General features: G+C 57.9%; 21 protein-coding genes. 7 read left to right on the top strand and 14 right to left on the bottom strand.

The features are described from left to right. The first annotated feature begins 17 nt into the window (after window positions 1–17). Complete coding sequence (locus ACG74X_RS01735; RefSeq protein WP_411232287.1) at window positions 18–635, top strand: TetR/AcrR family transcriptional regulator; 618 nt, start codon at window positions 18–20, stop codon at window positions 633–635. A 72-nt stretch (window positions 636–707) separates the two neighbouring features. Here ACG74X_RS01735 and ACG74X_RS01730 read toward each other — a convergent pair whose 3' ends face one another. The 3 genes from ACG74X_RS01730 to ACG74X_RS01720 form a co-directional block, all read right to left on the bottom strand. Then, window positions 708–1511 (bottom strand): B12-binding domain-containing protein, encoded by an 804-nt coding sequence (locus ACG74X_RS01730; protein ID WP_411232286.1) that lies wholly within the window; start codon window positions 1509–1511, stop codon window positions 708–710. A 128-nt stretch (window positions 1512–1639) separates the two neighbouring features. Beyond that, window positions 1640–2455, bottom strand: a complete 816-nt coding sequence (locus ACG74X_RS01725) for a B12-binding domain-containing protein (protein ID WP_411232285.1) — start codon at window positions 2453–2455, stop codon at window positions 1640–1642. Between the two features lie 156 nt (window positions 2456–2611). After that, complete coding sequence (locus ACG74X_RS01720) at window positions 2612–3724, bottom strand: S-(hydroxymethyl)glutathione dehydrogenase/class III alcohol dehydrogenase (protein ID WP_411232284.1); 1113 nt, start codon at window positions 3722–3724, stop codon at window positions 2612–2614. Window positions 3725–3812: 88 nt separating this feature from the next. Between ACG74X_RS01720 and ACG74X_RS01715 the strand changes: the two genes are divergently transcribed. The 4 genes from ACG74X_RS01715 to zapE all read left to right on the top strand — a co-directional run bounded on the left by ACG74X_RS01715 (window position 3813) and on the right by zapE (window position 7445). After that, the gene (locus ACG74X_RS01715) at window positions 3813–4079 is read left to right on the top strand and encodes an I78 family peptidase inhibitor (RefSeq protein ID WP_411232282.1); all 267 of its coding nucleotides are present in this window, start codon (window positions 3813–3815) and stop codon (window positions 4077–4079) included. 101 nt (window positions 4080–4180) lie between these two features. After that, complete coding sequence (locus tag ACG74X_RS01710) at window positions 4181–5845, top strand: DUF6504 family protein (protein ID WP_411232281.1); 1665 nt, start codon at window positions 4181–4183, stop codon at window positions 5843–5845. 159 nt (window positions 5846–6004) lie between these two features. Next, window positions 6005–6346: a DUF2794 domain-containing protein gene (locus ACG74X_RS01705; RefSeq protein WP_411232280.1), complete on the top strand. Its 342-nt coding sequence runs from the start codon at window positions 6005–6007 to the stop codon at window positions 6344–6346. A 40-nt stretch (window positions 6347–6386) separates the two neighbouring features. Continuing rightward, complete coding sequence (zapE, locus tag ACG74X_RS01700) at window positions 6387–7445, top strand: cell division protein ZapE (RefSeq protein ID WP_411232278.1); 1059 nt, start codon at window positions 6387–6389, stop codon at window positions 7443–7445. Between the two features lie 353 nt (window positions 7446–7798). On the opposite strand, the gene ACG74X_RS01695 is transcribed toward zapE, so the two are convergent. The 5 genes from ACG74X_RS01695 to ACG74X_RS01675 form a co-directional block, all read right to left on the bottom strand. Further along, window positions 7799–8434 carry a LysM peptidoglycan-binding domain-containing protein gene (locus ACG74X_RS01695; RefSeq protein ID WP_411232277.1) on the bottom strand — a complete coding sequence of 212 codons (636 nt, stop codon included), beginning with the start codon at window positions 8432–8434 and terminating at the stop codon, window positions 7799–7801. Next, a complete protein-coding gene (locus tag ACG74X_RS01690; RefSeq protein ID WP_411232275.1) occupies window positions 8431–9015 on the bottom strand; it encodes a rhodanese-like domain-containing protein in 585 nt (194 codons plus the stop codon). Before ACG74X_RS01690 ends, ACG74X_RS01695 begins: the two co-directional genes overlap by 4 nt. A 103-nt stretch (window positions 9016–9118) precedes the next feature. Next, the gene (locus ACG74X_RS01685; protein WP_411232872.1) at window positions 9119–10357 is read right to left on the bottom strand and encodes a bifunctional folylpolyglutamate synthase/dihydrofolate synthase; all 1239 of its coding nucleotides are present in this window, start codon (window positions 10355–10357) and stop codon (window positions 9119–9121) included. 35 nt (window positions 10358–10392) lie between these two features. Continuing rightward, window positions 10393–11322, bottom strand: coding sequence for an acetyl-CoA carboxylase, carboxyltransferase subunit beta (accD, locus tag ACG74X_RS01680; RefSeq protein WP_411232274.1), 930 nt, complete (start codon window positions 11320–11322; stop codon window positions 10393–10395). Window positions 11323–11388: 66 nt separating this feature from the next. Beyond that, a complete protein-coding gene (locus ACG74X_RS01675) occupies window positions 11389–12303 on the bottom strand; it encodes a DMT family transporter (protein ID WP_411232272.1) in 915 nt (304 codons plus the stop codon). Window positions 12304–12569: 266 nt separating this feature from the next. Between ACG74X_RS01675 and ACG74X_RS01670 the strand changes: the two genes are divergently transcribed. Both ACG74X_RS01670 and ACG74X_RS01665 read left to right on the top strand, forming a co-directional pair. After that, window positions 12570–13628, top strand: coding sequence for a M35 family metallo-endopeptidase (locus ACG74X_RS01670; protein ID WP_411232271.1), 1059 nt, complete (start codon window positions 12570–12572; stop codon window positions 13626–13628). Between the two features lie 20 nt (window positions 13629–13648). Next, a complete protein-coding gene (locus ACG74X_RS01665) occupies window positions 13649–13987 on the top strand; it encodes a hypothetical protein (protein WP_411232269.1) in 339 nt (112 codons plus the stop codon). 44 nt (window positions 13988–14031) lie between these two features. Here ACG74X_RS01665 and ACG74X_RS01660 read toward each other — a convergent pair whose 3' ends face one another. The 6 genes from ACG74X_RS01660 to ACG74X_RS01635 all read right to left on the bottom strand — a co-directional run bounded on the left by ACG74X_RS01660 (window position 14032) and on the right by ACG74X_RS01635 (window position 19918). After that, window positions 14032–14409, bottom strand: a complete 378-nt coding sequence (locus tag ACG74X_RS01660; protein WP_411232267.1) for a hypothetical protein — start codon at window positions 14407–14409, stop codon at window positions 14032–14034. 10 nt (window positions 14410–14419) lie between these two features. Beyond that, window positions 14420–15193: a DUF6478 family protein gene (locus ACG74X_RS01655; protein WP_411232265.1), complete on the bottom strand. Its 774-nt coding sequence runs from the start codon at window positions 15191–15193 to the stop codon at window positions 14420–14422. Between the two features lie 60 nt (window positions 15194–15253). Continuing rightward, the gene (locus ACG74X_RS01650; protein WP_411232263.1) at window positions 15254–15943 is read right to left on the bottom strand and encodes a dihydroxy-acid dehydratase; all 690 of its coding nucleotides are present in this window, start codon (window positions 15941–15943) and stop codon (window positions 15254–15256) included. Beyond that, window positions 15940–17703, bottom strand: coding sequence for a dihydroxy-acid dehydratase (gene ilvD / locus ACG74X_RS01645; RefSeq protein ID WP_411232261.1), 1764 nt, complete (start codon window positions 17701–17703; stop codon window positions 15940–15942). The genes ACG74X_RS01650 and ilvD overlap by 4 nt, the downstream gene beginning before the upstream one ends. Before the next feature lie 77 nt (window positions 17704–17780). After that, window positions 17781–19103 (bottom strand): NAD(P)/FAD-dependent oxidoreductase, encoded by a 1323-nt coding sequence (locus ACG74X_RS01640; protein ID WP_411232260.1) that lies wholly within the window; start codon window positions 19101–19103, stop codon window positions 17781–17783. Beyond that, window positions 19100–19918 (bottom strand): ABC transporter permease, encoded by an 819-nt coding sequence (locus ACG74X_RS01635; RefSeq protein ID WP_411232259.1) that lies wholly within the window; start codon window positions 19916–19918, stop codon window positions 19100–19102. Before ACG74X_RS01635 ends, ACG74X_RS01640 begins: the two co-directional genes overlap by 4 nt. Window positions 19919–19967: the final 49 nt, after the last annotated feature.

Genomic DNA, 19967 nt, shown 5'->3' with positions numbered 1-19967 from the left:
GTCGCGGGGAGGATTGGGTGACAACAACAGATGCGCAAATCACGCGGGGCCGGAAATTTGACCAAGTGGTCGAAGGCGCACGCGAGGTGTTTTTGCGCGATGGGTTTGAAGGTGCCAGCGTGGATGATATTGCCCGGGCCGCCGGCGTGTCCAAAGCCACGTTATATAGTTATTTCCCCGACAAACGCCTGCTTTTCATGGAGGTTGCTACCGCGCAATGCGAACGGCAGGCGAAAACGTCGATTGACCAGATCGACCCGACCAAACCCCCGCGCGAGGTGCTGACGCTGGTGGCGCATCAATTTCTGGGGTTCATCTATTCGGATATGGGGCAGCGTATCTTTCGGATCTGTGTGGCTGAATCCGACCGGTTTCCGCAACTGGGGCAGGAGTTTTACCATTCAGGACCAATGATCATGCGCGCGGCGATGGTTGATTACTTGCAGGGTGCGGTTGATCGCAAAGAACTGAACATCGTGGATTTTGACCTTGCGGCAGACCAGTTCGCCGAATTGTGCAAGGCGGATTTATGGCCGAAGCTGGTGTTCGGGATTATCCAATCTGTCGCACCCGAGGAGAAAGAGCGCGTCATCACCGGCGCGGTCGAGACGTTTCTTGCACGTTATGGGTGTTAGGTGGCGATGCACCAGAGCGTCGCGCCGTCTATTTGAATTCCCACAGTTGAATTTTCACAAGGGCTGTGTAGGTCAGTCTGGTTCGGCTTGCAGGCCAAGATATAGCTGTTCCAATGTCTCGATACAGTGGTCCATGCCGCTGGCTGCGGCATCAGCCCCTGTATGTGCGGCGATGTCCGGTTCAACATCGACAACATGGCCGCCGATGAAAATGCGCGCCTGCGGGGCGGCAAGGCGCAGTTCCAGGATTGTTGCGGTCAGCGTACGGAGGCGTTCTGCGTTTGTGGCAGAGATACCGATGATCATGTAATTCTGGTCGCGCGCCGCCTTGCACAAAGACTCTATGGTTTCGCCGATTTTCAGATCGATTTTCCACCCTTGGCCCCGCATCAGATCCGTGGCCATGGTCACGCCCAGAATGTGCTGTTCGCCCGGCACCGTTGTAAACATGGCTTCGCGGCTGCCGCGTTGTTTGACGGGGGGTGACAGATCGCGCAGATCGCGCAGAAAGTTCAGCATGCGTCCCGCGGCAATGGACATTTCGCCAAACGAGACGACATCATCGTTCCACCATTCGCCCAGCTGACGTGCGGCGGCTGCGATATAGCTGACACACAGGTCTTGATGGCTCATTCCGGCGTCATGAGCGCGCAAAAGCATGAGCTTGGCTTCTTGCGACATCGGCTCCATCAAAGCGATGCAGAACCCCTCGACGTCGACGGGAACATACGATGCATCCTGACGTGATAGCGCCGACAGGCGCTGGATCACTTCCTGAGCCAGTTCCAATAAATTGTCGTCCGTCAGGCTTCGATCCTGGCCGTGGCCATCATCGTCGATCGACCGGGGTGCTTTGGGTATATTCACCGGAAACATAATGGGCTCCTGACGCTATGGTCTGAACCCCTCGCAGGGCTGAGTATGCACGGCTGACTATTTTAAACAACCCTGTCTGTTTGCGACGGTATACAATCGCTTATTGGTACCCGGATTAAGCGGACCTGTCAGGCGCGAAACGGCACCACGACCTGAAGGCTTTTCGCCAACTGTTCCAAGGCCTTGTATCCGCTATCGTAATCCGTGGCAGAGATATCGGCACCGACCTTTTGCGCAATATCGGGATTTGTTTCAACGATATGGCCGCTGACGAAAATCCGCGCCCGAGGTGCCGCAATCCGCAAGCCGACCACTGTGCGCGTCAGATCAGAAAGCCGTCTGGGCCCCGAGGCTGATATCGCAACAATGGGATAGGCCCCGCGATGGGCCATGCGGCAGATGTCTTCTTCGCTGCGGCCGATCTGTAAATCAACCTCCCATCCCTTCTGTCGAAGCAGGTCCGTTGCAATCGTAGCCCCGATGGTGTGCTGCTCGTTCGGTGCGGTTGCGATCAGGATATGACGTTCATTGCGATAAGGGCTTTCGGGAAGAATATCGCGCAGATCCCGCAGGAAATGAAGCAAGCGCCCGGCTGCAACCGTCAATTCCTGAAAGGTGACGATGTCGTGGTCCCACCAATCACCAAGCAGACGGGCGGCTGTGCCGATGTGGTTGATGCACAGATCGTGATATGTGGCCCCGTTTTCACGGGCGCGCAGAAGGATCAGTTTTGCTTCTTCTGCCGAAGGTTCGAGCAAGGCGATACAGAAGCCTTCGACCTCCAGACCGTGCGGGACAAGCGAACTGTGCTCGGCGATATGTGACAGGCGGTCGATCACGTCTTCGGCAAGCACCAGCAGATCGCCGTTTCTCGGATGGTGATCCTGACCGTGTCCCGCGTCGTCTGTGGCCCGGACCGGGTGGGGTAAGTCGAATGACATCATGGGAATGCCAGCCCCGAAACCGGTCTTTTGTCCTTGGTTTTCAAGGCACAGCTAGGCCCCGCCCAAAGGGCAGCGCCATAACACCGATTACGATCAAACACACAATCACCCAATTTTTGCAGGCCGCCCTCGCCGACGGCCTGTGCTTAGTTCGCCTTAATATAGTACCACAGACCGAATGCTTTCCCCAGCATGCATTAGGTCAAAGCCTTTATTAATGTCTTCGAGTGGCATGGTGTGGGTGATCATCGGGTCGATTTCGATTTTCCCATCCATGTACCAATCGACGATTTTCGGAACATCCGTGCGCCCGCGCGCGCCGCCGAACGCGGTTCCGCGCCAGGACCGGCCTGTGACCAGTTGGAACGGACGTGTGCTGATTTCTGCACCGGCAGGGGCCACACCGATCACGATGCTTTCGCCCCATCCCTTATGGGCGGATTCCAGAGCGTCGCGCATGACCTGAACGTTGCCTGTTGCGTCAAAGGTGTAATCCGCGCCGCCTTTGGTGAGGTTCACGAGATACGGGACCAGATCGCCCTCGACCTCTTTGGGGTTCACAAAATCCGTCATGCCAAACCGGGTTGCCATTTCAACCTTGTCCGGATTCAGATCGACGCCCACGATTTGATCGGCCCCCGCCAGACGCAATCCCTGGATCACGTTCAGACCGATGCCGCCAAGACCGAACACAATCGCCCGAGAGCCAATCTCGACTTTGGCGGTGTTGATCACCGCGCCCACGCCGGTCGTCACACCGCAACCGATATAGCAGACCTTGTCGAACGGCGCATCTTTGCGGATCTTGGCCAAAGCGATTTCGGGCAGAACCGTGTGGTTGGAAAAGGTCGAACAGCCCATGTAGTGAAGGATCGGATCTCCATCGAGCGTGCTGAACCGGGATGTGCCGTCCGGCATCACACCCTTGCCTTGTGTTTCGCGGATCGACTGACACAGATTGGTCTTGGGATGCAGGCAATATTCACATTCGCGGCATTCCGGCGTGTAAAGCGGGATGACGTGGTCGCCCGGTTTGAGGCTGGTGACACCTTCGCCGACTTCAAGCACCACGCCCGCGCCTTCGTGGCCAAGAATGGCAGGAAACATGCCTTCGGGATCTGCGCCGGACAACGTGAATTCATCGGTGTGACAAATGCCTGTTGCCTTAATTTCAACCAGGACCTCTCCGGCACGGGGGCCGTCAAGGTTAACCTCCATGATTTCAAGGGGTTTTCCGGCTTGTACGGCAACTGCAGCGCGTGTTCTCATGTCATGTCTCCTGATCGTCATGTTGGAAAGACTCTTGCGGGAAAGCATCAGCTTTGCAAGCATTGGCCCATTCAATTGAGGGGTCATCATGCGCTTTATTTTATTTTTTTGTGCTTGTCTGGGGCTGGTTGCCTGTCAGGAAACGATTGTTGCCGAGAAACAACCTGAATCCTGTGGCAGTGAAGACATGTCCCATTTGAGGGGTATCCAGCGGTCACAACTTGAAAACATTGCGTTTTCACAACCGCATCGGATTCTTCCAGAGGGTTCAGTCATGACGATGGATTACAATGCGGCACGGGTGAATTTCACTCTGGATGAAAATGATGAGGTTGTCCGCATCTGGTGTGGATGATCCAAACCCTGTTTTATCCGGGCGATCCAAGGCAGAGTGACTCGACTCGGCGCGGTTCTGAAATATAAAGAACAAAAATAGAACATTTGCTGCCGAGTGTCATGCCCAACAGACGTATCCTGTCCATCTGGTTTCCCCGGCTGGCCGCCGAACGGCATATGCGCCGGGACCCCAATCTGGCAGAAGTGCCTTTTGCCGTGGTCAAGGATGTGGGCCAGGCGCAGGTGTTGGCGTCTTTGTCGGGTCTGGCGCAAGCGGCGGGACTTTATGAAGGGCAACCGTTGCGCGATGCCCATGCAATGTGCGCGGATCTTTTGACGCGGTTGTCCAACCCCCATGCCGAAGCGGCCTTTCTGGGCGGGCTGCACCGCTGGGCTGGTAAATTTTCCCCCTGGGTGGCGCGGGAAGGCACAGATGCTTTGGTGCTGGACCTGACCGGTTGCAGCCATCTGTTCGGCGGCGAGGCATCGTTGGCGCAGCTGATCGAGGACGAGTGCGCACAGCTTGGAGTGTCGGTGCAACTGGGCATTGCGGATACGCTGGGAGGCGCGTGGGCGTTGGCCCGGTTCGGTGGTCAGCAGGGTGCGGACGATCACAACCGGACCGGAGATGCGATTGACCAAGAGGCCCGCGCGACGCGGTCTCGGGCAGGCAAGCGGCGGCATTGGGAACGCGGTGGCGCGGCTCCGGCGGTGTTTCTGCCTGCGGCGCAGGGCAGGTTGCGTATTGCGGCACCGGGACAGACCTATGATGCTTTGGCACCGCTGCCGATTGCGGCGCTGCGGCTGGAGGCGCACACCAGCGCCGAGTTGTCCCGCCTTGGCCTGCGGCGGGTGCAGGATGTGATGCGTCAGCCTCGGGCGGGTTTGGTGCGGCGCTTTGGGCGCGGTTTGGTGGCGCGTCTGGATCAGGCGATAGGGGCTTTGCCGGAACCTGTCAGCCCTGCGGTGCCACCGGGTCGGTTTGCGACCCGTCTCAGCCTGCCTGACCCGATTGGGCTGGAAGATGATGTGATGGCGGCATTGGATCGGATGTTGCCGCGATTGTGCGCGTCGCTGCGCACCAAGGGCCGGGGGGCCAGGACGCTCAGGCTTGAGGCGTATCGCAGTGACAGCACGATGCAATGGATGAACGTGACTCTGGCCAAACCATCTGACGAGGTGGATCGCATTCGTCCGCTTCTGAGGATGAAGGTCGAAGATCTGGATGCCGGGTTCGGGATCGACATGCTGCGGCTTGAGGCGGTGGTGCATGAGCCGCTGCATTTGCGCACCAAGGCAGGGCATCTTGAAGCTGCGGCCGCCGTTCGTGCGCGTCTGGAGGCGGGCAATGCCCTGGAAGACCTTGTCGGCCGGTTGGGCGCGCGTCTGGGTATGGAGGCGATCACCCGTGTGCATCCGGCAGACAGCCACATCCCGGAAAAGACCTTTGTGACGCTGGCGGCGGCATGGTCAAAGCCGGGTGATGACTGGCCGGATCGTGGGCGGCGCCGGCCCGTGCTGATCTGGCGGCCCGAGCCTGTGACAGCGCCTGATGCGCCACGACTTCCGGACAGGTTTCGCTGGCGGGGCCGCATCCACGAAATTGCCGGCCTTTCGGGGCCAGAGCGGATTGCGCCGGAATGGTGGCTGGATGATCCCAACTGGCGCAGTGGACAACGGGATTATTGGCAGGTGATCACCAAGACGGGGCAGCGTCTTTGGCTTTTTTATGCGCATGGTGCGGCGATGTCGTCTGGTTGGTTCTGTCAGGGCGAGTTCGCGTAGCAGGCCCATTTGGCACAGAGCCGTGCCACAAAGGCAGGGCTGTTGCGGCACGGTTTGATGAGCAAAAGGACAGGGACGAAGCGAACCGATTTCCCACACCCGTTCCCGCGCCGTGCTAAAACGCTTGATTTACCGCCAACGCTATACACATCATGAGACATGAATAGTTTGACCCCGTTTCCGACATCCTCCCGCGCGCCCGAGCAAGTGGCGTTTCACCGGACTGAATTGAGCGTTATCCTGTCGCTTTACGGGCGTATGGTGGCCGCCGGAGAGTGGCGCGATTACGGAATTTCGACATTGCGTGATGTTGCGGTCTTTTCGGTGTTTCGCCGGACCGCGGAAAACCCGCTTTACCGGATCGAAAAACGCCCCAAGCTGCGCAATCGACAGGGTCAATACGCGGTGATCAATATTGATGGGCACGTGTTGAAGCGGGGGCATGATCTGAAGACGGTTCTGCGCGTGCTGGAGCGCAAGTTGATCCGCGCGGTCGAGTAAGGCCACCTTCGATGTTCAGAACATATAGCAACCGGCAGGCATGACCGCGTTACCCGAGATTTACGAGACGCGTGTCGCGGAGGGCACATTGACCCGCGATCCGGCGCAAGAAGCAGCCTTGCCCGAGTTCGAGCGCATTCGCGCGGCACTGGCAGAGCCGGTCAAAAAATCACTTTTCCGCAAAGCGCCCGAGCCTCCGAAGGGTCTGTATATCTGGGGTGGTGTCGGACGTGGTAAGTCGATGCTGATGGATCTTTTCGTCGAAAGCCTGAGCGTTCCGGCGCGCCGGGTTCATTTTCATGCTTTCATGCAAGAGAGCCACGCCTTGATCCATGCCGCCCGGCAGCGGGGGGTGGAAGACCCGATCAAACCCGTGGCCAAATCCGTATCGGACGCCGTGCGCGTGCTGGCCTTTGACGAGATGCAGATCACCGATATCACGGATGCGATGATTGTCGGTCGGCTGTTCGAGCAATTGTTCGCCGCCGGTGTCGTTGTTGTCACCACATCCAATCGGGTACCGGATGACCTTTATAAAGATGGTCTGAACCGCCAGATATTTCTGCCGTTTATCGACATGCTCAAAGACAATATGGTTATGTTCGAGCTGGCGTCGCCCACCGATTACCGCCAGGGTCAGCTGACGGGCGCGCAGGTTTATTTCACGCCAAGCGATGCCGCCGCGAAAGCCGAAATTGACCGTATCTGGCAAGAGCTGACCGATGGGCATCAGGAAAGCCTGACGTTGTTTGTGCAAGGTCGGGAGCTTGAATTGCCCCGGTTTCACAACGGTGTGGCGCGGGCCAAATTCTATGACCTGTGCGGCAAGATGCTTGGCCCTGCGGATTACCTTGCTTTGGCGGATGCGGTGCGTGTTTTGATCATCGAGGACATACCACGCCTGAGCCGTTCAAACTTTAACGAAGCCCGGCGCTTTGTGACGTTGATTGACGCGCTATACGAAGCGCGCGTTCGGGTGATTGCATCAGCGGCCGCGCAGCCGGAAATGCTTTATGTCGAGGGCGCAGGCACGTTTGAATTTGAACGCACGGCAAGTCGGTTACGCGAAATGCAAGCCGAAGGCTGGGGCGACAGTTAAACAAAAAAAAGAGGCCCCTTAGGGACCTCTAGGACTGCTCGATACATTTCGCCTGTGTTCAGGTCCTTGCTATGCCTTACGTCTGTGGCGCGAGGGTGCGCCGGAGGTTGGGTCGTCTTGGAGGTCTTGATCGAGCGTTGCTTTTGACCATCTTCCGAATTGCTGTTTTTCAGCTTGATCCGGATGCCTGCGTGGCCGCTTATGCGCCTTTTGTATCCCCCGTTTCGCGTCCTGTAATCGGATATCGCGAAGTATTGATTCGTTTTGACATACTGATTCGTACCGGTCAACATTTAGCTGAGATTTGAGCAATATTTCCCACAAATGGACGTGATGTCTAAATCTGGTGGGTATTAGGGGGCTGGAAGGTTCAGCACCATTCCAGGGCGAAGCCCGTCGGGCCGTGCCATCACGTCTGTGTTCGCGGTAAACAGTGCCGAGGCCATGTTCACGTCGCCATAGATTGTTCGTGCGATGCTGACCAGCGTGTCGCCGGGTTGCACCAGATAGGTGTCGGCAAGCCCTGTTTCGGCGGCTGTTGTTTGCATAGGTTCAGGCGTGGGTGACAGCGGCGCTGGGGTGGTTGAAACCGGTGCTGCGATGCTGCGCTGAACAACGCTGTGCAACAGGCTGCCGGGTTCCCCCGGGGCGGGGGCTTCGCCGGTGGTTGCGGATTTCAGGTTCGAGATCGCGACAAAGGTCATATCGCGTAGCGAGCCGGGCTGTGCCGTCTCAGAGACCGCGCGCTTGGGGGCTTGCGGTAGGGCGACACTGGTCTGCTCTGGCGGTGCACTCTGCTCTGCCGCCGCGTTTATGGTTTCCAGCGATGGAGCCACTCGGGTGACGGTGGCTTCAGGGGGTGGGGCGTCAGTGTCGGCATGTCGGGGCGAGCCCGGCTGGAAGACAACAAGCACGATCGTCAGCCCGATAAAGGCGATTGCCATCAGAACCATGCGGATCAGACCGTTTTGTTTGGGTGCTGTTGTCATTGTCCCACCGAAAGGTTCAGGCCAAGCGTGGTCCAGCTGGATGCGCCGCCTCTGTAGTAGTTGATTTTGCCGGCAGGATATCCGGCGTCCAACAAGCTGTTGATCGCGTCCACCGCGCCTGTGTCGTCGGGACCGTTGGCGAAAATCACAAGCGAAAAGGCGTTGCTGAAATCCGGCGTTGTGGCCAGGTTGGTGACACCCAAAGCCGACAACAGGTCGTCGCGATAGGGGTTTGACGGTTGAAAGGTTGCAACAGGCACGTTGACCGACCCGGGCAATGATCCGGATGAAAACCTGTCTGGCATCCGGACATCGACAAGCAGGCCGGTGCCACTGCCCACGGCCTCCTGCAAGAAGGCGATGACTTCAAGTTCTGCCAGCGTGGTCACACCCAGCGCCGCTTGCATCGGCTGGATACAGGAGGACGGGCAAGACAGGCCTGTGCGGGACACCGTCATTTCGGTGCCATTCAGATTGAAAGTAAAAGTGGTTGTCGTTTCGGTGATGGCTGATGATTGCGCCGCAACCGGACTCGCCATGAAAGCCACAGTCAACGCGACTGCGCGAAATACTGGTACCATCTGTTCACCTATTGGTCACGCCTGCGCGGACACCGCTCTTTTTCACGATATATAGGCGGAAATCCGCGAATTCGTCAATATAAAGCGTATTTTCGCCAATAGATCAGCTGAGGCTGCGCAAGACGTGACCCGCGAGATACAAAGATCCGCAGATCAGGACGCGCGCCTTGGGGGCATCGACGGCGATGTCGGCAAGGGCGGTTTCCACGTTGGCGGCGGTCTTGGCGGTCAGACCCATGGCCCGCGCGGCGGTGGCCGTGTCGTCGGCGCTAAGCGTGTTGGTTTCGCCGGGAATCGAAACGGCGGTCAGGCTGTCTGAGACATTGGAAAGGGGGGCCAGATACCCGCCAACATCCTTGGTGTTCAGCATGCCGCAAATCAAATGCGTGTCGCGCTTGGGCAGGGATTTCAGATGCGCGGCAAGAGCAGCTCCCGCTGCCGGGTTATGCCCCCCATCAAGCCAAAGGTCGATTTGCGGGGCAAGATCATTCAGCCGTGTTTCGCTGAGCCGCTGCATGCGCGCGGGCCAGTCTGCGTTCTGTACCGCCCCGTCAAACGCACGTTCGGGCATGCCAAGGTGCCGCAACGCCGCCAGCGCCATACCGGCGTTTTCAATCTGGTGGGCTCCGGGAAGGTTGGGCAGATCCAGATCCAGAAGCCCGGTGTCGTCCTGATACACAAGACGTCCGCGATCCTCGCCGATGTGCCAGTGTTGGCCAAACGCCAAAAGCGGCGCGCCAAGCCGTGCGGCCTTGTCCTCGATCACGTCCAGCGCGTCGGGGTGCTGAGGCCCGACAATACAGGGCACGCCGCGCTTGATGATCCCGGCCTTTTCGCCCGCGATTTTGGCAAGCGTGTCACCAAGAAACTGTTCATGGTCCATCGACACCGGTGTGATGATTGTCAGCGCCGGTTGGTCAATCACATTGGTTGCATCCAAACGCCCGCCAAGCCCGACTTCGAGCAAGGTGAAATCTGCCGGGGTGCGCGCGAAGGCCAACAGCGCGGCGCAGGTGGTGATTTCGAAATACGTAATATTGGCACCGTCATTGGCGGTGTAACAGTCATCCAGAACCTGCGTCAGATGCTGTTCCGTGATCAGATCGCCGGCCAGTCGGATACGTTCGTGAAACCGGGCCAGATGGGGCGACGTGTAGGCGTGGACGGATTTTCCCGCCGCTTCAAGCCCGGCGCGGATCATCGCTTGTGTTGACCCTTTGCCATTGGTGCCTGCGATGTGGATCACCGGCGGAAGCTTTTTCTGCGGATTGTCCAGCGCCGCCAGCAAGTCCCAGACCCGGTCCAGTGTGAGGTCGATGATTTTGGGATGAAGCGCCATCATCCGATCGAGGATGACATCCGACCCGATCGGTTGTGTCACGATGTTTCTTCCGTCTTGGCAGGCTGCGGTGCCATATCAGACGGGCCGGGAGGAGGCAGATCCCCGGCGATGGGCGGTGGCAGATGCATCAGCATCCGGACAATCTGAACCAGTTCCTCGCGCAGTTTGCGACGATCCGTGACCCGGTCAAGCATGCCGTGTTCCAACAGATATTCCGCGCGCTGGAAGCCTTCGGGTAGCTTTTCGCGGATGGTTTGTTCGATCACACGCGGTCCGGCAAAACAGATCAATGCACCGGGTTCCGCGATCTGCACATCGCCCAACATCGCATAAGACGCGGTCACGCCGCCTGTCGTGGGATGGGTCAGCACCACAATATAGGGCAGACCCGCTTCCTTGAGCAGTTGCACCGCAACGGTGGTGCGCGGCATTTGCATCAGGCTGAGAATGCCCTCTTGCATACGTGCACCACCCGCCGCCGAAAACAGGATCAGCGGGCGCTTGAGTTCGACCGCTTTTTCGGCGGCGGCAATGATGGCGTTGCCCACATACATCCCCATCGACCCGGCCATAAAGCTAAAGTCCTGCGCGGCCACCACGACAGGTGTGCGACCGATATCACCCGTGGCCACCAGCATGGCTTCTTTTTCGGCGCTTGCCTTTTGGGCGGCTTTCATCCGGTCTGGGTATTTTTTCTGATCCCGAAACTGCAACGGATCGGCGACCGGTTCGGGAACATCGACTTCGTTAAAGATGCCGCCGTCAAACAAGAAATGAAAGCGTTCCCGTGGGGTGATCTGCATGTGATGTCCGCAGGTGTCGCACACATTGAGGTTGTCCGACATTTCGCGGTGGAACAGCATTGTGCCGCAATCGTCGCATTTCACCCAAAGGTTTTCGGGGATTTCGCGCCGCGAAAAGATCGAATTGATCCGGGGACGGACGTAGTTGGTAATCCAGTTCATGCAGTGCGGCTCCCGTCACCCTGTCTTAGTTGCGGTTGATCTAATCCCGAGCCAGAGTAAATGCAATCAGCCCTGCGGTGTAAGATTTGACCGCGCGGACCCGCGTTTGACGCCCAGTTGCCGTTCGCGCCAGATGATCAACACGCCAGCCGCGATGATGACAACCGACCCAATGACGGTTTGCCATGTGGGGATTTCGTCGAAGACTGTGTATCCGATGATCAGCGCAAACAGAATGGAGGCATAATCAAACGGTGCCAGAACGGCGGCTTCTGCGTGGCGGTATGACGACGTGAGAAGGATCTGCGCCACACCTCCGAACAGCCCGGCCCCGACAAGCTGTGCCGCGGTGAGCGTGTCTGGAACGACCCATCCGAACGGCGACGTCAAAAGCGCAAAGCAAGACGAGGTGACCGCGAAATAAAATACCACCGCGGATGTGGTTTCATCCTGAACAAGCTTGCGGATATGCACATGTGCCAAAGCGCGCAACGTGGCAGAGGCAAGAACAAGTGCGACACCCCATCGGGCGGCAGTGCCCATCTCGTCATTGCCGAGTTGCGGCAGCATCACGATGACCACGCCAATCAGGCCCAGAACCACGGCAGACATGCGTATCAGTCTGATTTTTTCACCCAGCAACAGGGCGGCAAACAGAACCGTCATGATCGGGGCTGCATAGCCCAGCACGGTGACCTCGGGCAAAGGCAACAGGCCAAGTGCCGCAAATCCGCAGGCCATCGCACTGACGCCAAACATACCCCGCCACAAATGACCAAGCGGGTTTTTGGTTTTCAAACCGGTGTGCAACTGTCGGTTCATGGCAACCCAGCCCAGAATGATCGGCAAGGCAAAGAACGAGCGAAAAAAAACAGCCTGTCCGGGGGGCACGACATCAGAACTGGCTTTGATCAGTGCGGCCATGAAGACAAACAGCAAAACAGCGCTGAGTTTCAACGCCATACCGCGCAGCGGGGACATATCTTCTCCGAGGTAAGAATACGCAGACAACCTGCCCCGATGACGATGGAACGTCAATTCCGGTCGTGTTCTGTGCTGTCTGGTCGCGAATTGATTTGCCCGACTCTCTGATCCGTGGTCATCTTGACGTAGGGTTAGTTGGTTTGACTGTGCTGGAATTGGCCAGCACGAGAACCTGAATGATTTGATTGTCAGTGCTTTTCTTGTCTGGCGCGCAGACCCGGCGTCAGGGTGTTTCGTCAATATATCGAAAGGAATTGTGTCAAATGAATAAGTTTGAACAAGCGTACAAAGCGGCAAAAGACGCCTTGAAAACACCGCTGATCGGCGATGTCGAACAATTGCGCAGCGACATGAGCGCGTTGTTGGTCGACGGTGGACCCAGTGATACCAAGAAAGAGGTTCTCGACAAGGTGCGCACAGAGATTTCCCAAAAAGCCAAGAAATCGTCCTTTGTCTTCGGCAAAGTGGGAGAGGCATCTGTGATAACGAATGCCGCCGGTGCCAAAGATGCCCATGGCAAACGCAAGAAAGCCGCGACGCTCAAGATGTTTCGCCATCTTTATCACGGCTCCAAAATTGGTGGTGCCTCGATCTGGGTCTATTCGCCGCCGGTTGCCTATGACAAATGGATTTTCGATATGTTTTCGTCTGACAGTGACGATGACATCAAGAAGACCCTCAAAAAGCGCAAAGACGAGGTTTATAGCGCACATCATCGCAAGATCATGGTCGATGCCATATCCGAGGCCAAGCGCGTCGCAAGCAATGCGGTCGTCAAGCTTGATACAAAGAGCGAAGAGACTGTTGATCTGGTCAATCAGTACTTCACCGATTCCGGCAGCACTTATGACACCGATGACATCATCAAGACGCTGACAAAAGGCTATAAAAAGATTGCAGCGGGGCTTGGCAGTTCCAGCCTGGTTATTTCGGATGAACCCGGAGACCGGCTGAGTGGGGGGTGGAAAGACTGGGCCTTTATTTACACTGCGGAACAGATGAAGGTCATTTACCTTCAAAACGCGTGGCTTCAAAAAGCCGACGAAGCCACAGCCGACAATTCGGGTCCGCTGCACAGATGCGCCCGCACGATCATTCATGAAATGTCGCATAAGGAGCTGAGCACCGAGGATGTGGTTTACGGACCGCGAGGTTTGAAACCCAACGGAACTCTTACCGGTGCATATGCGCTGCACAATGCGGACAGCTGGGCGTATTTTGCAATTGATGTGAATGGTTTGCTGACCGGTCCGGGCAAGCAGAACGCCGTCAAAGCATGTACGGGAATTCGTGAAGTCCCGAACGGAAATTTGGCGCTTTGAGCTTTTTTGGAGGTCACACGATGAATGACGACATAGCCAAGGAACGGCTGGAGCCCCCCGAACCGGAGCCTGTTGTTTTGGGCGATATCCGTTATGAGGCGCTGATGTGGGGCAAGGCCCGCGATCTTGGTCAGAACGGCGGATATATCGAGGCGTTCAAGGTTTCGACCGGGGAGTCTCTTTGGGTGCTCAAGATTTATGACATCGTCTATGATGACGACATGGAACAGGACAAGCAGGACATCTTTATCGAAGAGATGCGTGCCGTGGATTCCGGTCACCTGTTGATCCTGGACGAACATGGGCGACGCTATAAGGTCGATGTGCGCGACATGTCTGTCGACGAAATGAAAAACTAGGATCTGACACGCAAAAAGGCGGGACTGATCTGGCTTTTCAGGGTTCAGGCGGTTTCCCGACAATGGCGGCGGAAGGAGCGTTTGAGCATGTCCAGCTCGGCGCGCAAAAGGGACATCTCGGCGCGGATGTCTTCTCCGGCAGCATCGCCTGCAATGATCGAGAAATCGCCAAGCGCCTGCCCCAGCGTGGCTTCTGTAATGACAAAGGTATGTACGCCATCTGCAATCATATGCGCCGGAACCGGCACCTTGAGCAGCCAGGAGGCGGGGTCTTGCAATGGCTCGATCGTGACATCCGGTATGGGCAGGTCATGGACCCGTACATCGACATTCGGCTCTGGCGCGGTGTCACTGTCTCCGGCGATCACGCCTTCCCAGACACCTTCAAAAAACCGGGATTTGGACAAGGAATACGCAGTCATTTTGGGCCCCTCACAACTCTGCCCTTGGGCGGCGGCTGAAGAACAGGTCACGCAGAACGACCTGACTCATTTCCGGGTTTTCAAAGATCAGGTCGATCCAGATTTTTTCCACCCGTTTTTCGTTGAGTTTGGTATAGGCAAGATCGAATTCGACAGACAGATCCCGGTCAATCAAGGGCAGTTCACGAACGATCTGTTCGGTGTTCGGCCCGTGCTGTACGTTCAGTCGCGCAAAGATTTCCAAGGGGCGTTCAAGCTCCAGGATCGCATCCAGCCGGATAAGGTGCTTTCGTTTCAATTGATGCGCGGCGTCGGGGGGCAGGTCGATGACCAGTGACAGGTATGAGCCGTCAAAACGAAAGACATCCAAGCGCAGGCCGAATGCGGCCAGATCATCCGCGCTTGTGTTGCGCAGTTGGCGCAAGGTCAGTTCGGAATTGGCGCAGTCGTGAAACAGGGTTACTTCACGACCCAAGGTGGATTTATTGGCAACAGAGGATATCCCTTGCGTGGGCAGCGGACCGCACCACACCTCGGGGCGCCATGACCAGTCTGCATCATACGGAACAGGCACTGCCTGATTGCCGATGACCGGCAGGGCCAGTCGATTGTCGGCCACGTGAAGTACCTCGTCGAGGAAGTATTTCATGCGGCGGGCGGTTGCGCGGGTGGTGCGCAAATCCTTGAGATCTGCGTCACGCGCGGTTTCGGCCCATTGACGAAACCGTCTGAGCGCAGATTGCTGAATAACGCGGTCGAACAGACCGGGTTTCATTTCCGACATGAGCTGCTCGCTCCTGCTTATGTTTTTTTCCGACACTCTGAGTGGTCGGTTGTGGCGCGACTATTGCAGATCGCGGTTGCCAAATAAACGCCCAAGTCGTGCCGCCAGCGGATCGGTTGATGGTTGCGACTGTTGTGCACTGCGCCCCGAGTTTTGGGAATTAGCGCGAATGCGTGAAGAAACCGTGTTCAAGAACGCGGCCCCCTGATTGCCGACAAACGGGCTGTCTTGTGGGGCGTAAAGGGCAAGGCCGATGATCCTGTCTCCAAGGACAAACATGCCGCGCCAATGGCGGGGGTCGCTGCCCTGAAACGCGGTTTCACCGCCACTGGCCATCTGGCCTGCCGTCACTGCGCTGAGTTCGCGGGAGTGCGATAATTCTGTGCCCAAAGCGCTGGCCAAATCGACGAGGGTGGGGGCCTCGACAGAGGTTCGATCCACCGTGACGGTGACAAGCACGGGTTCCACGATTGGTCCGGTCTGGCCGCCGGACAGAATGTTGCAACTGGCGATCGCCGCAAAACCACCGCGAGAAGATTGACGCAGGGTTGTGGTGTCGATGCAGTATCCATCTGGTCCGGATACAACCACTTGTCCCCGTGCAAGGCGTGCCGTTTCTGCCGCTTTTACCGGAGGGGACGCGGCGCTTTCGAGAAAGGACAATCCGCCCGTTGACCCGGTCGCATCACAACCGGCCAACAGTGTTGCGCCAAGAAGCGCAACACCAAGGGTTTGGGCACGCCGTGTCACAGATCGCAATACTGGTGCTTTTCACCGGCAGCACCGGGATGTGTAACGGCGCCTTTATAGGTTGGCCCCACCATCTTGGCGAATTTCCAGACCGCGCCCGATGTGTAGATTGTCTCTCTGGGTCCGGACCAGTCTGCTTTGCGCTGGGCAAGCTCTTCGTCGGACAGATCAACGGTCAATGCACCGTTCACAGCGTCGATGGTGACAATGTCCCCATTCTTGAGCAAGGCAATCGGGCCTCCATATGCGGCTTCGGGGCCAACGTGGCCGACGCAGAACCCACGTGTTGCGCCCGAAAACCGGCCATCGGTGATGAGCGCAACCTTTTTGCCCATGCCCTGACCCGACAAAGCGGCGGTGGTTGACAGCATCTCGCGCATGCCGGGGCCGCCTGCGGGGCCTTCGTTGCGGATGACGATGACTTCGCCTTCTTCATAAGCGCGCCCCTTGACCGCCTCGAACGCGTCTTCTTCACATTCGAACACACGCGCGGGGCCGGTGAACACCTGATCTTCGGCTGCGATGCCCGCGACTTTGACAATTGCGCCTTCCGGGGCAAGGTTGCCCTTGAGGCCCACAACGCCGCCGGTTTTGGTGATCGGCGTGTCGATGGCATAAATCACTTTGCCATCCGCCTCGCGCTCAATGAGATCAAGCTCTTCGCCGATGGTGCGGGTGGAGGCGGTGATGCAGTCTTCGTGAATGAGACCCGCCTTGCGCAGTTCTTTCATCACAACCGGGATGCCGCCTGCATCATACAGGTCTTTGGCGACATAGGTTCCGCCCGGTTTCAGATCAACGAAATAGGGCGTGTCTTTGAAGATATCGCAGACGTCTTCAAGATAGAATTCGATGCCTGCCTCATTGGCAATCGCCGGCAGGTGCAGACCGGCATTGGTTGACCCACCGGTGCAGGCGACAACGCGTGCAGCGTTTTCAAGCGCTTTGCGCGTGACCACATCGCGGGCTTTGATGTTCTGTTCGATCAGGTCCATCACCGCGCGCCCCGACGCTTCGCCATAGGCATCGCGGGATTCGTAGGGTGCGGGCATGCCGGAGGAGTTGAACAGCGCCAGGCCGATGGCCTCGGACACACAGGCCATGGTGTTGGCGGTGAACTGACCGCCGCAGGCCCCCGCAGATGGACAGGCCACCCGTTCGAGCATGTCGAGCGCCTTGTCCGACATCTGGTCATTCTGGTGACGACCGACCGCTTCGAACATGTCTTGTACCGTCAGGTCGCGGCTGCGGAAATCTTCGGGGATTTCTTCGACCTGCGGCGCACGGCCCGGCAGGATCGACCCGCCATAGATGAACACCGATGCCACGTTCAGACGCACCATTGCCATCATCATGCCAGGCAGGGATTTGTCACAACCCGCAAGGCCCACAACCGCATCATAGGAATGGCCGCGCATGGTCAGCTCGACGGTGTCGGCAATCGCCTCGCGAGATGCCAGCGACGACCGCATGCCTTCGTGACCCATGGCAATGCCGTCGGTGACGGTGATTGTGGTAAATTCACGCGGGGTACCGAAGGCTTGCTTGACACCCATTTTTACCGCTTGAGCCTGCCGGTTCAGCGCGATGTTACAGGGGGCCGCTTCGTTCCAGCAGGTTGCGACGCCAACCAGTGGCTGGTGGATTTCTTCTTCGGTCATGCCCATCGCATAGTAATACGACCGATGCGGCGCACGCTCCGGACCTTCGGTCACATGACGGCTCGGCAGTGTCGACTTGTCGAATGGACGCTTGAGCATGACGGGTCTCCCTGAATTCCTGTTGGTTCCCGGAATAACGAAGGGTCTGCAAGTTCACAAGAATGAACAGGTCTATTTCAGCGATCCTTCACCGCGGCCGCCGCATAGGCCGGTGCCAGCAAAGCGCGCCGTAGCGATCCCAAAGGAAACCGTTTTGGTGGCTGGCGCAGGAATGCCGGAAAGGGGCCTTGTGGCACCCGGCCCAGCACATGGTCCGCAACACATGCGCCCAGGTAACTGCCCATGGCAACGCCATTGCCATGATAGCCCATCGCGGCATAGAGCCCCGGATGATCCGGCACAGCCCCGCAGAAAGGCGTCAAACTGCGCATCAGGCACAACAAACCAGACCAGTGATGGGTGATCTTTACATCGCGCCAGGCCGGGAACATGTGATGGAAATGCGCGCGGATTTTACTTGCCAGCGCGGTCTCTGAACGGGGTGTCGCCCGCAACCCGCCGCGCATGCCGAACAGGAAGCGGCCATCCGGCATCAATCGAAAGTAATGCAACAGAATGCGGGTGTCATAGCACATCTGCAAACTGGTCCAGCCTTGGCGCGCCTGATCCTGTTCCGACAGAGGGCGCGTGACGATGATGGATGATTGCACCGGCAAGTATCGCGCACGCAGCCAGTCGGGAAGATCCTCGGAGGAATACCCATTGGTTGCAAGGATCACCTTATCGGCATGCACTGTGCCGCTTGGAGTGCTCACACGCCATTTCGCGCCATCCCGAGTGATTGCCGTTGCGGGTGTTTGCTCATAAACGATCACGCCTTTGGTTTGCGCGGCGGCCAACACCCCTGCATGGTATTTTGCAGGGTTGAGCGCAAAGCCGACGGGAAGTGTCATCCCGCCGTGAAAACGACCGTTCAGCCCCAGCTGACGCAGCGCATCCTGGCCAAAGACATGCAGATCGGTTTGATATGCTTGTCCCAAACCCTTTGCCGTCGCGCGGATCTGGGCCATCGCCCGGGGCGAATGTGCAAGCAGCGTCTCGCCATCTGAATGGGTGTCCGCGTCTATCTTGTAATCTGCCAGCAGCCCGGCAACATGATCGACTGCAGCGCGTTCAGCCTGATGCCATTGCGCGCACTGGTCTGTGCCGAACCGTTTGGTGAGGCTGGCATCCGTGGCTTTGGCACCGCCGAGACAGCAAAATCCACCATTGCGCCCTGAGGCACCCCATCCGGGGTGTTGCGCGTCCAGCACGCAGGTTTGCACACCGGCCTTTGCCAGTGCCAAGGCGGCGTTCATTCCCGTGAACCCACCGCCGATGATCGCAACTTCGGTGCGCTGTGGGCCTTGAAGCGGCCGCAACGCTTGAGGCGATGTCGTAGACCACCACCAGCAGCTTTGCGGTGTCTGATAGGCGGATGTTTCGTAGATCCGCCTCATGCGGGGCGTTCGGCCATCCGCGCATCGCGTGCCTGTCTGACAGCCGCTTGTTTTGTGACCAAAGAGGCGGTGATCACGCCAAGTGTGACAATGGCAATCATAATCGTGCTGAGCGCGTTGATTTCGGGGCTGACGCCAAGGCGGACGGCCGAGAAGATCTTGATCGGCAGCGTCGTGGCGGAGGGGCCGGTGGTGAAGCTGGCAATTACCAGATCATCCAGCGACAGGGTGAAGGCCAATAGCCAGCCGGAAATCACCGCAGGGGCAATAATGGGCAGAGTGACCAGTCGGAAGGCTTCGAGAGGGGTGCACCCCAGGTCAAGTGCTGCTTCTTCGAGCGAACGGTCAAAGCTGATCAGGCGCGACGACACGACGACAGAGACGTAGCACATGGAAAACGTGGTATGCGCCAGCACAATGGTCAGCACACCGCGGTCAAGCCCGATGCCGATGAACAGCAACAAAAGCGACAGGCCCGTGATCACCTCGGGCATGACAAGAGGTGCGTATATCATACCACTGAACAGCGTCCGTCCGGTAAACCGACCGGCGCGGACCAGGACATAGGCGGCCATCGTGCCGAGCACCGTCGCGATGCTGGAACTCATGAAAGCGACCTTGAGCGTGACCCAGGCGGCATTCAGAAATTCCTCGTTGCGGAACAGCTCGCCGTACCACTGGGTCGAAAACCCGGCCCAAACGGTGACCAGTTTGGAGGCGTTGAAGCTGTAGATCACGAGAATGATCATCGGCATGTAGAGAAATGCAAAACCCAACGTAAGGCTGGTGGCGTTGAACCAGGAGAAGCGTCTCATGTGATCGCTCCCTTTGGGGCTCTGCCCCCGGCCTGCGGCCTCCCCCGAG

The organism is Marivita sp. S0852 (assembly GCF_046591575.1).
Taxonomy (GTDB): domain Bacteria; phylum Pseudomonadota; class Alphaproteobacteria; order Rhodobacterales; family Rhodobacteraceae; genus Marivita.
The sequence above is the reverse complement of the archived record's forward strand: the minus strand, read 5'-3'. Positions and strand labels throughout refer to the sequence as shown.

Bases quoted from the DNA above. Each gene is read 5' to 3' on its own strand.
- ACG74X_RS01730 (WP_411232286.1), bottom strand. From the start codon at position 1,511: ATGTTTCCGGTGAATATACCCAAAGCACCCCGGTCGATCGACGATGAT.
- ACG74X_RS01725 (WP_411232285.1), bottom strand. From the start codon at position 2,455: ATGATGTCATTCGACTTACCCCACCCGGTCCGGGCCACAGACGACGCG.
- ACG74X_RS01720 (WP_411232284.1), bottom strand. From the start codon at position 3,724: ATGAGAACACGCGCTGCAGTTGCCGTACAAGCCGGAAAACCCCTTGAA.
- ACG74X_RS01715 (WP_411232282.1), top strand. From the start codon at position 3,813: ATGCGCTTTATTTTATTTTTTTGTGCTTGTCTGGGGCTGGTTGCCTGT.
- ACG74X_RS01710 (WP_411232281.1), top strand. From the start codon at position 4,181: ATGCCCAACAGACGTATCCTGTCCATCTGGTTTCCCCGGCTGGCCGCC.
- ACG74X_RS01705 (WP_411232280.1), top strand. From the start codon at position 6,005: ATGAATAGTTTGACCCCGTTTCCGACATCCTCCCGCGCGCCCGAGCAA.
- zapE (WP_411232278.1), top strand. From the start codon at position 6,387: ATGACCGCGTTACCCGAGATTTACGAGACGCGTGTCGCGGAGGGCACA.
- ACG74X_RS01695 (WP_411232277.1), bottom strand. From the start codon at position 8,434: ATGACAACAGCACCCAAACAAAACGGTCTGATCCGCATGGTTCTGATG.
- ACG74X_RS01690 (WP_411232275.1), bottom strand. From the start codon at position 9,015: ATGGTACCAGTATTTCGCGCAGTCGCGTTGACTGTGGCTTTCATGGCG.
- ACG74X_RS01685 (WP_411232872.1), bottom strand. From the start codon at position 10,357: ATGATGGCGCTTCATCCCAAAATCATCGACCTCACACTGGACCGGGTC.
- accD (WP_411232274.1), bottom strand. From the start codon at position 11,322: ATGAACTGGATTACCAACTACGTCCGTCCCCGGATCAATTCGATCTTT.
- ACG74X_RS01675 (WP_411232272.1), bottom strand. From the start codon at position 12,303: ATGTCCCCGCTGCGCGGTATGGCGTTGAAACTCAGCGCTGTTTTGCTG.
- ACG74X_RS01670 (WP_411232271.1), top strand. From the start codon at position 12,570: ATGAATAAGTTTGAACAAGCGTACAAAGCGGCAAAAGACGCCTTGAAA.
- ACG74X_RS01665 (WP_411232269.1), top strand. From the start codon at position 13,649: ATGAATGACGACATAGCCAAGGAACGGCTGGAGCCCCCCGAACCGGAG.
- ACG74X_RS01660 (WP_411232267.1), bottom strand. From the start codon at position 14,409: ATGACTGCGTATTCCTTGTCCAAATCCCGGTTTTTTGAAGGTGTCTGG.
- ACG74X_RS01655 (WP_411232265.1), bottom strand. From the start codon at position 15,193: ATGTCGGAAATGAAACCCGGTCTGTTCGACCGCGTTATTCAGCAATCT.
- ilvD (WP_411232261.1), bottom strand. From the start codon at position 17,703: ATGCTCAAGCGTCCATTCGACAAGTCGACACTGCCGAGCCGTCATGTG.
- ACG74X_RS01640 (WP_411232260.1), bottom strand. From the start codon at position 19,103: ATGAGGCGGATCTACGAAACATCCGCCTATCAGACACCGCAAAGCTGC.
- ACG74X_RS01635 (WP_411232259.1), bottom strand. From the start codon at position 19,918: ATGAGACGCTTCTCCTGGTTCAACGCCACCAGCCTTACGTTGGGTTTT.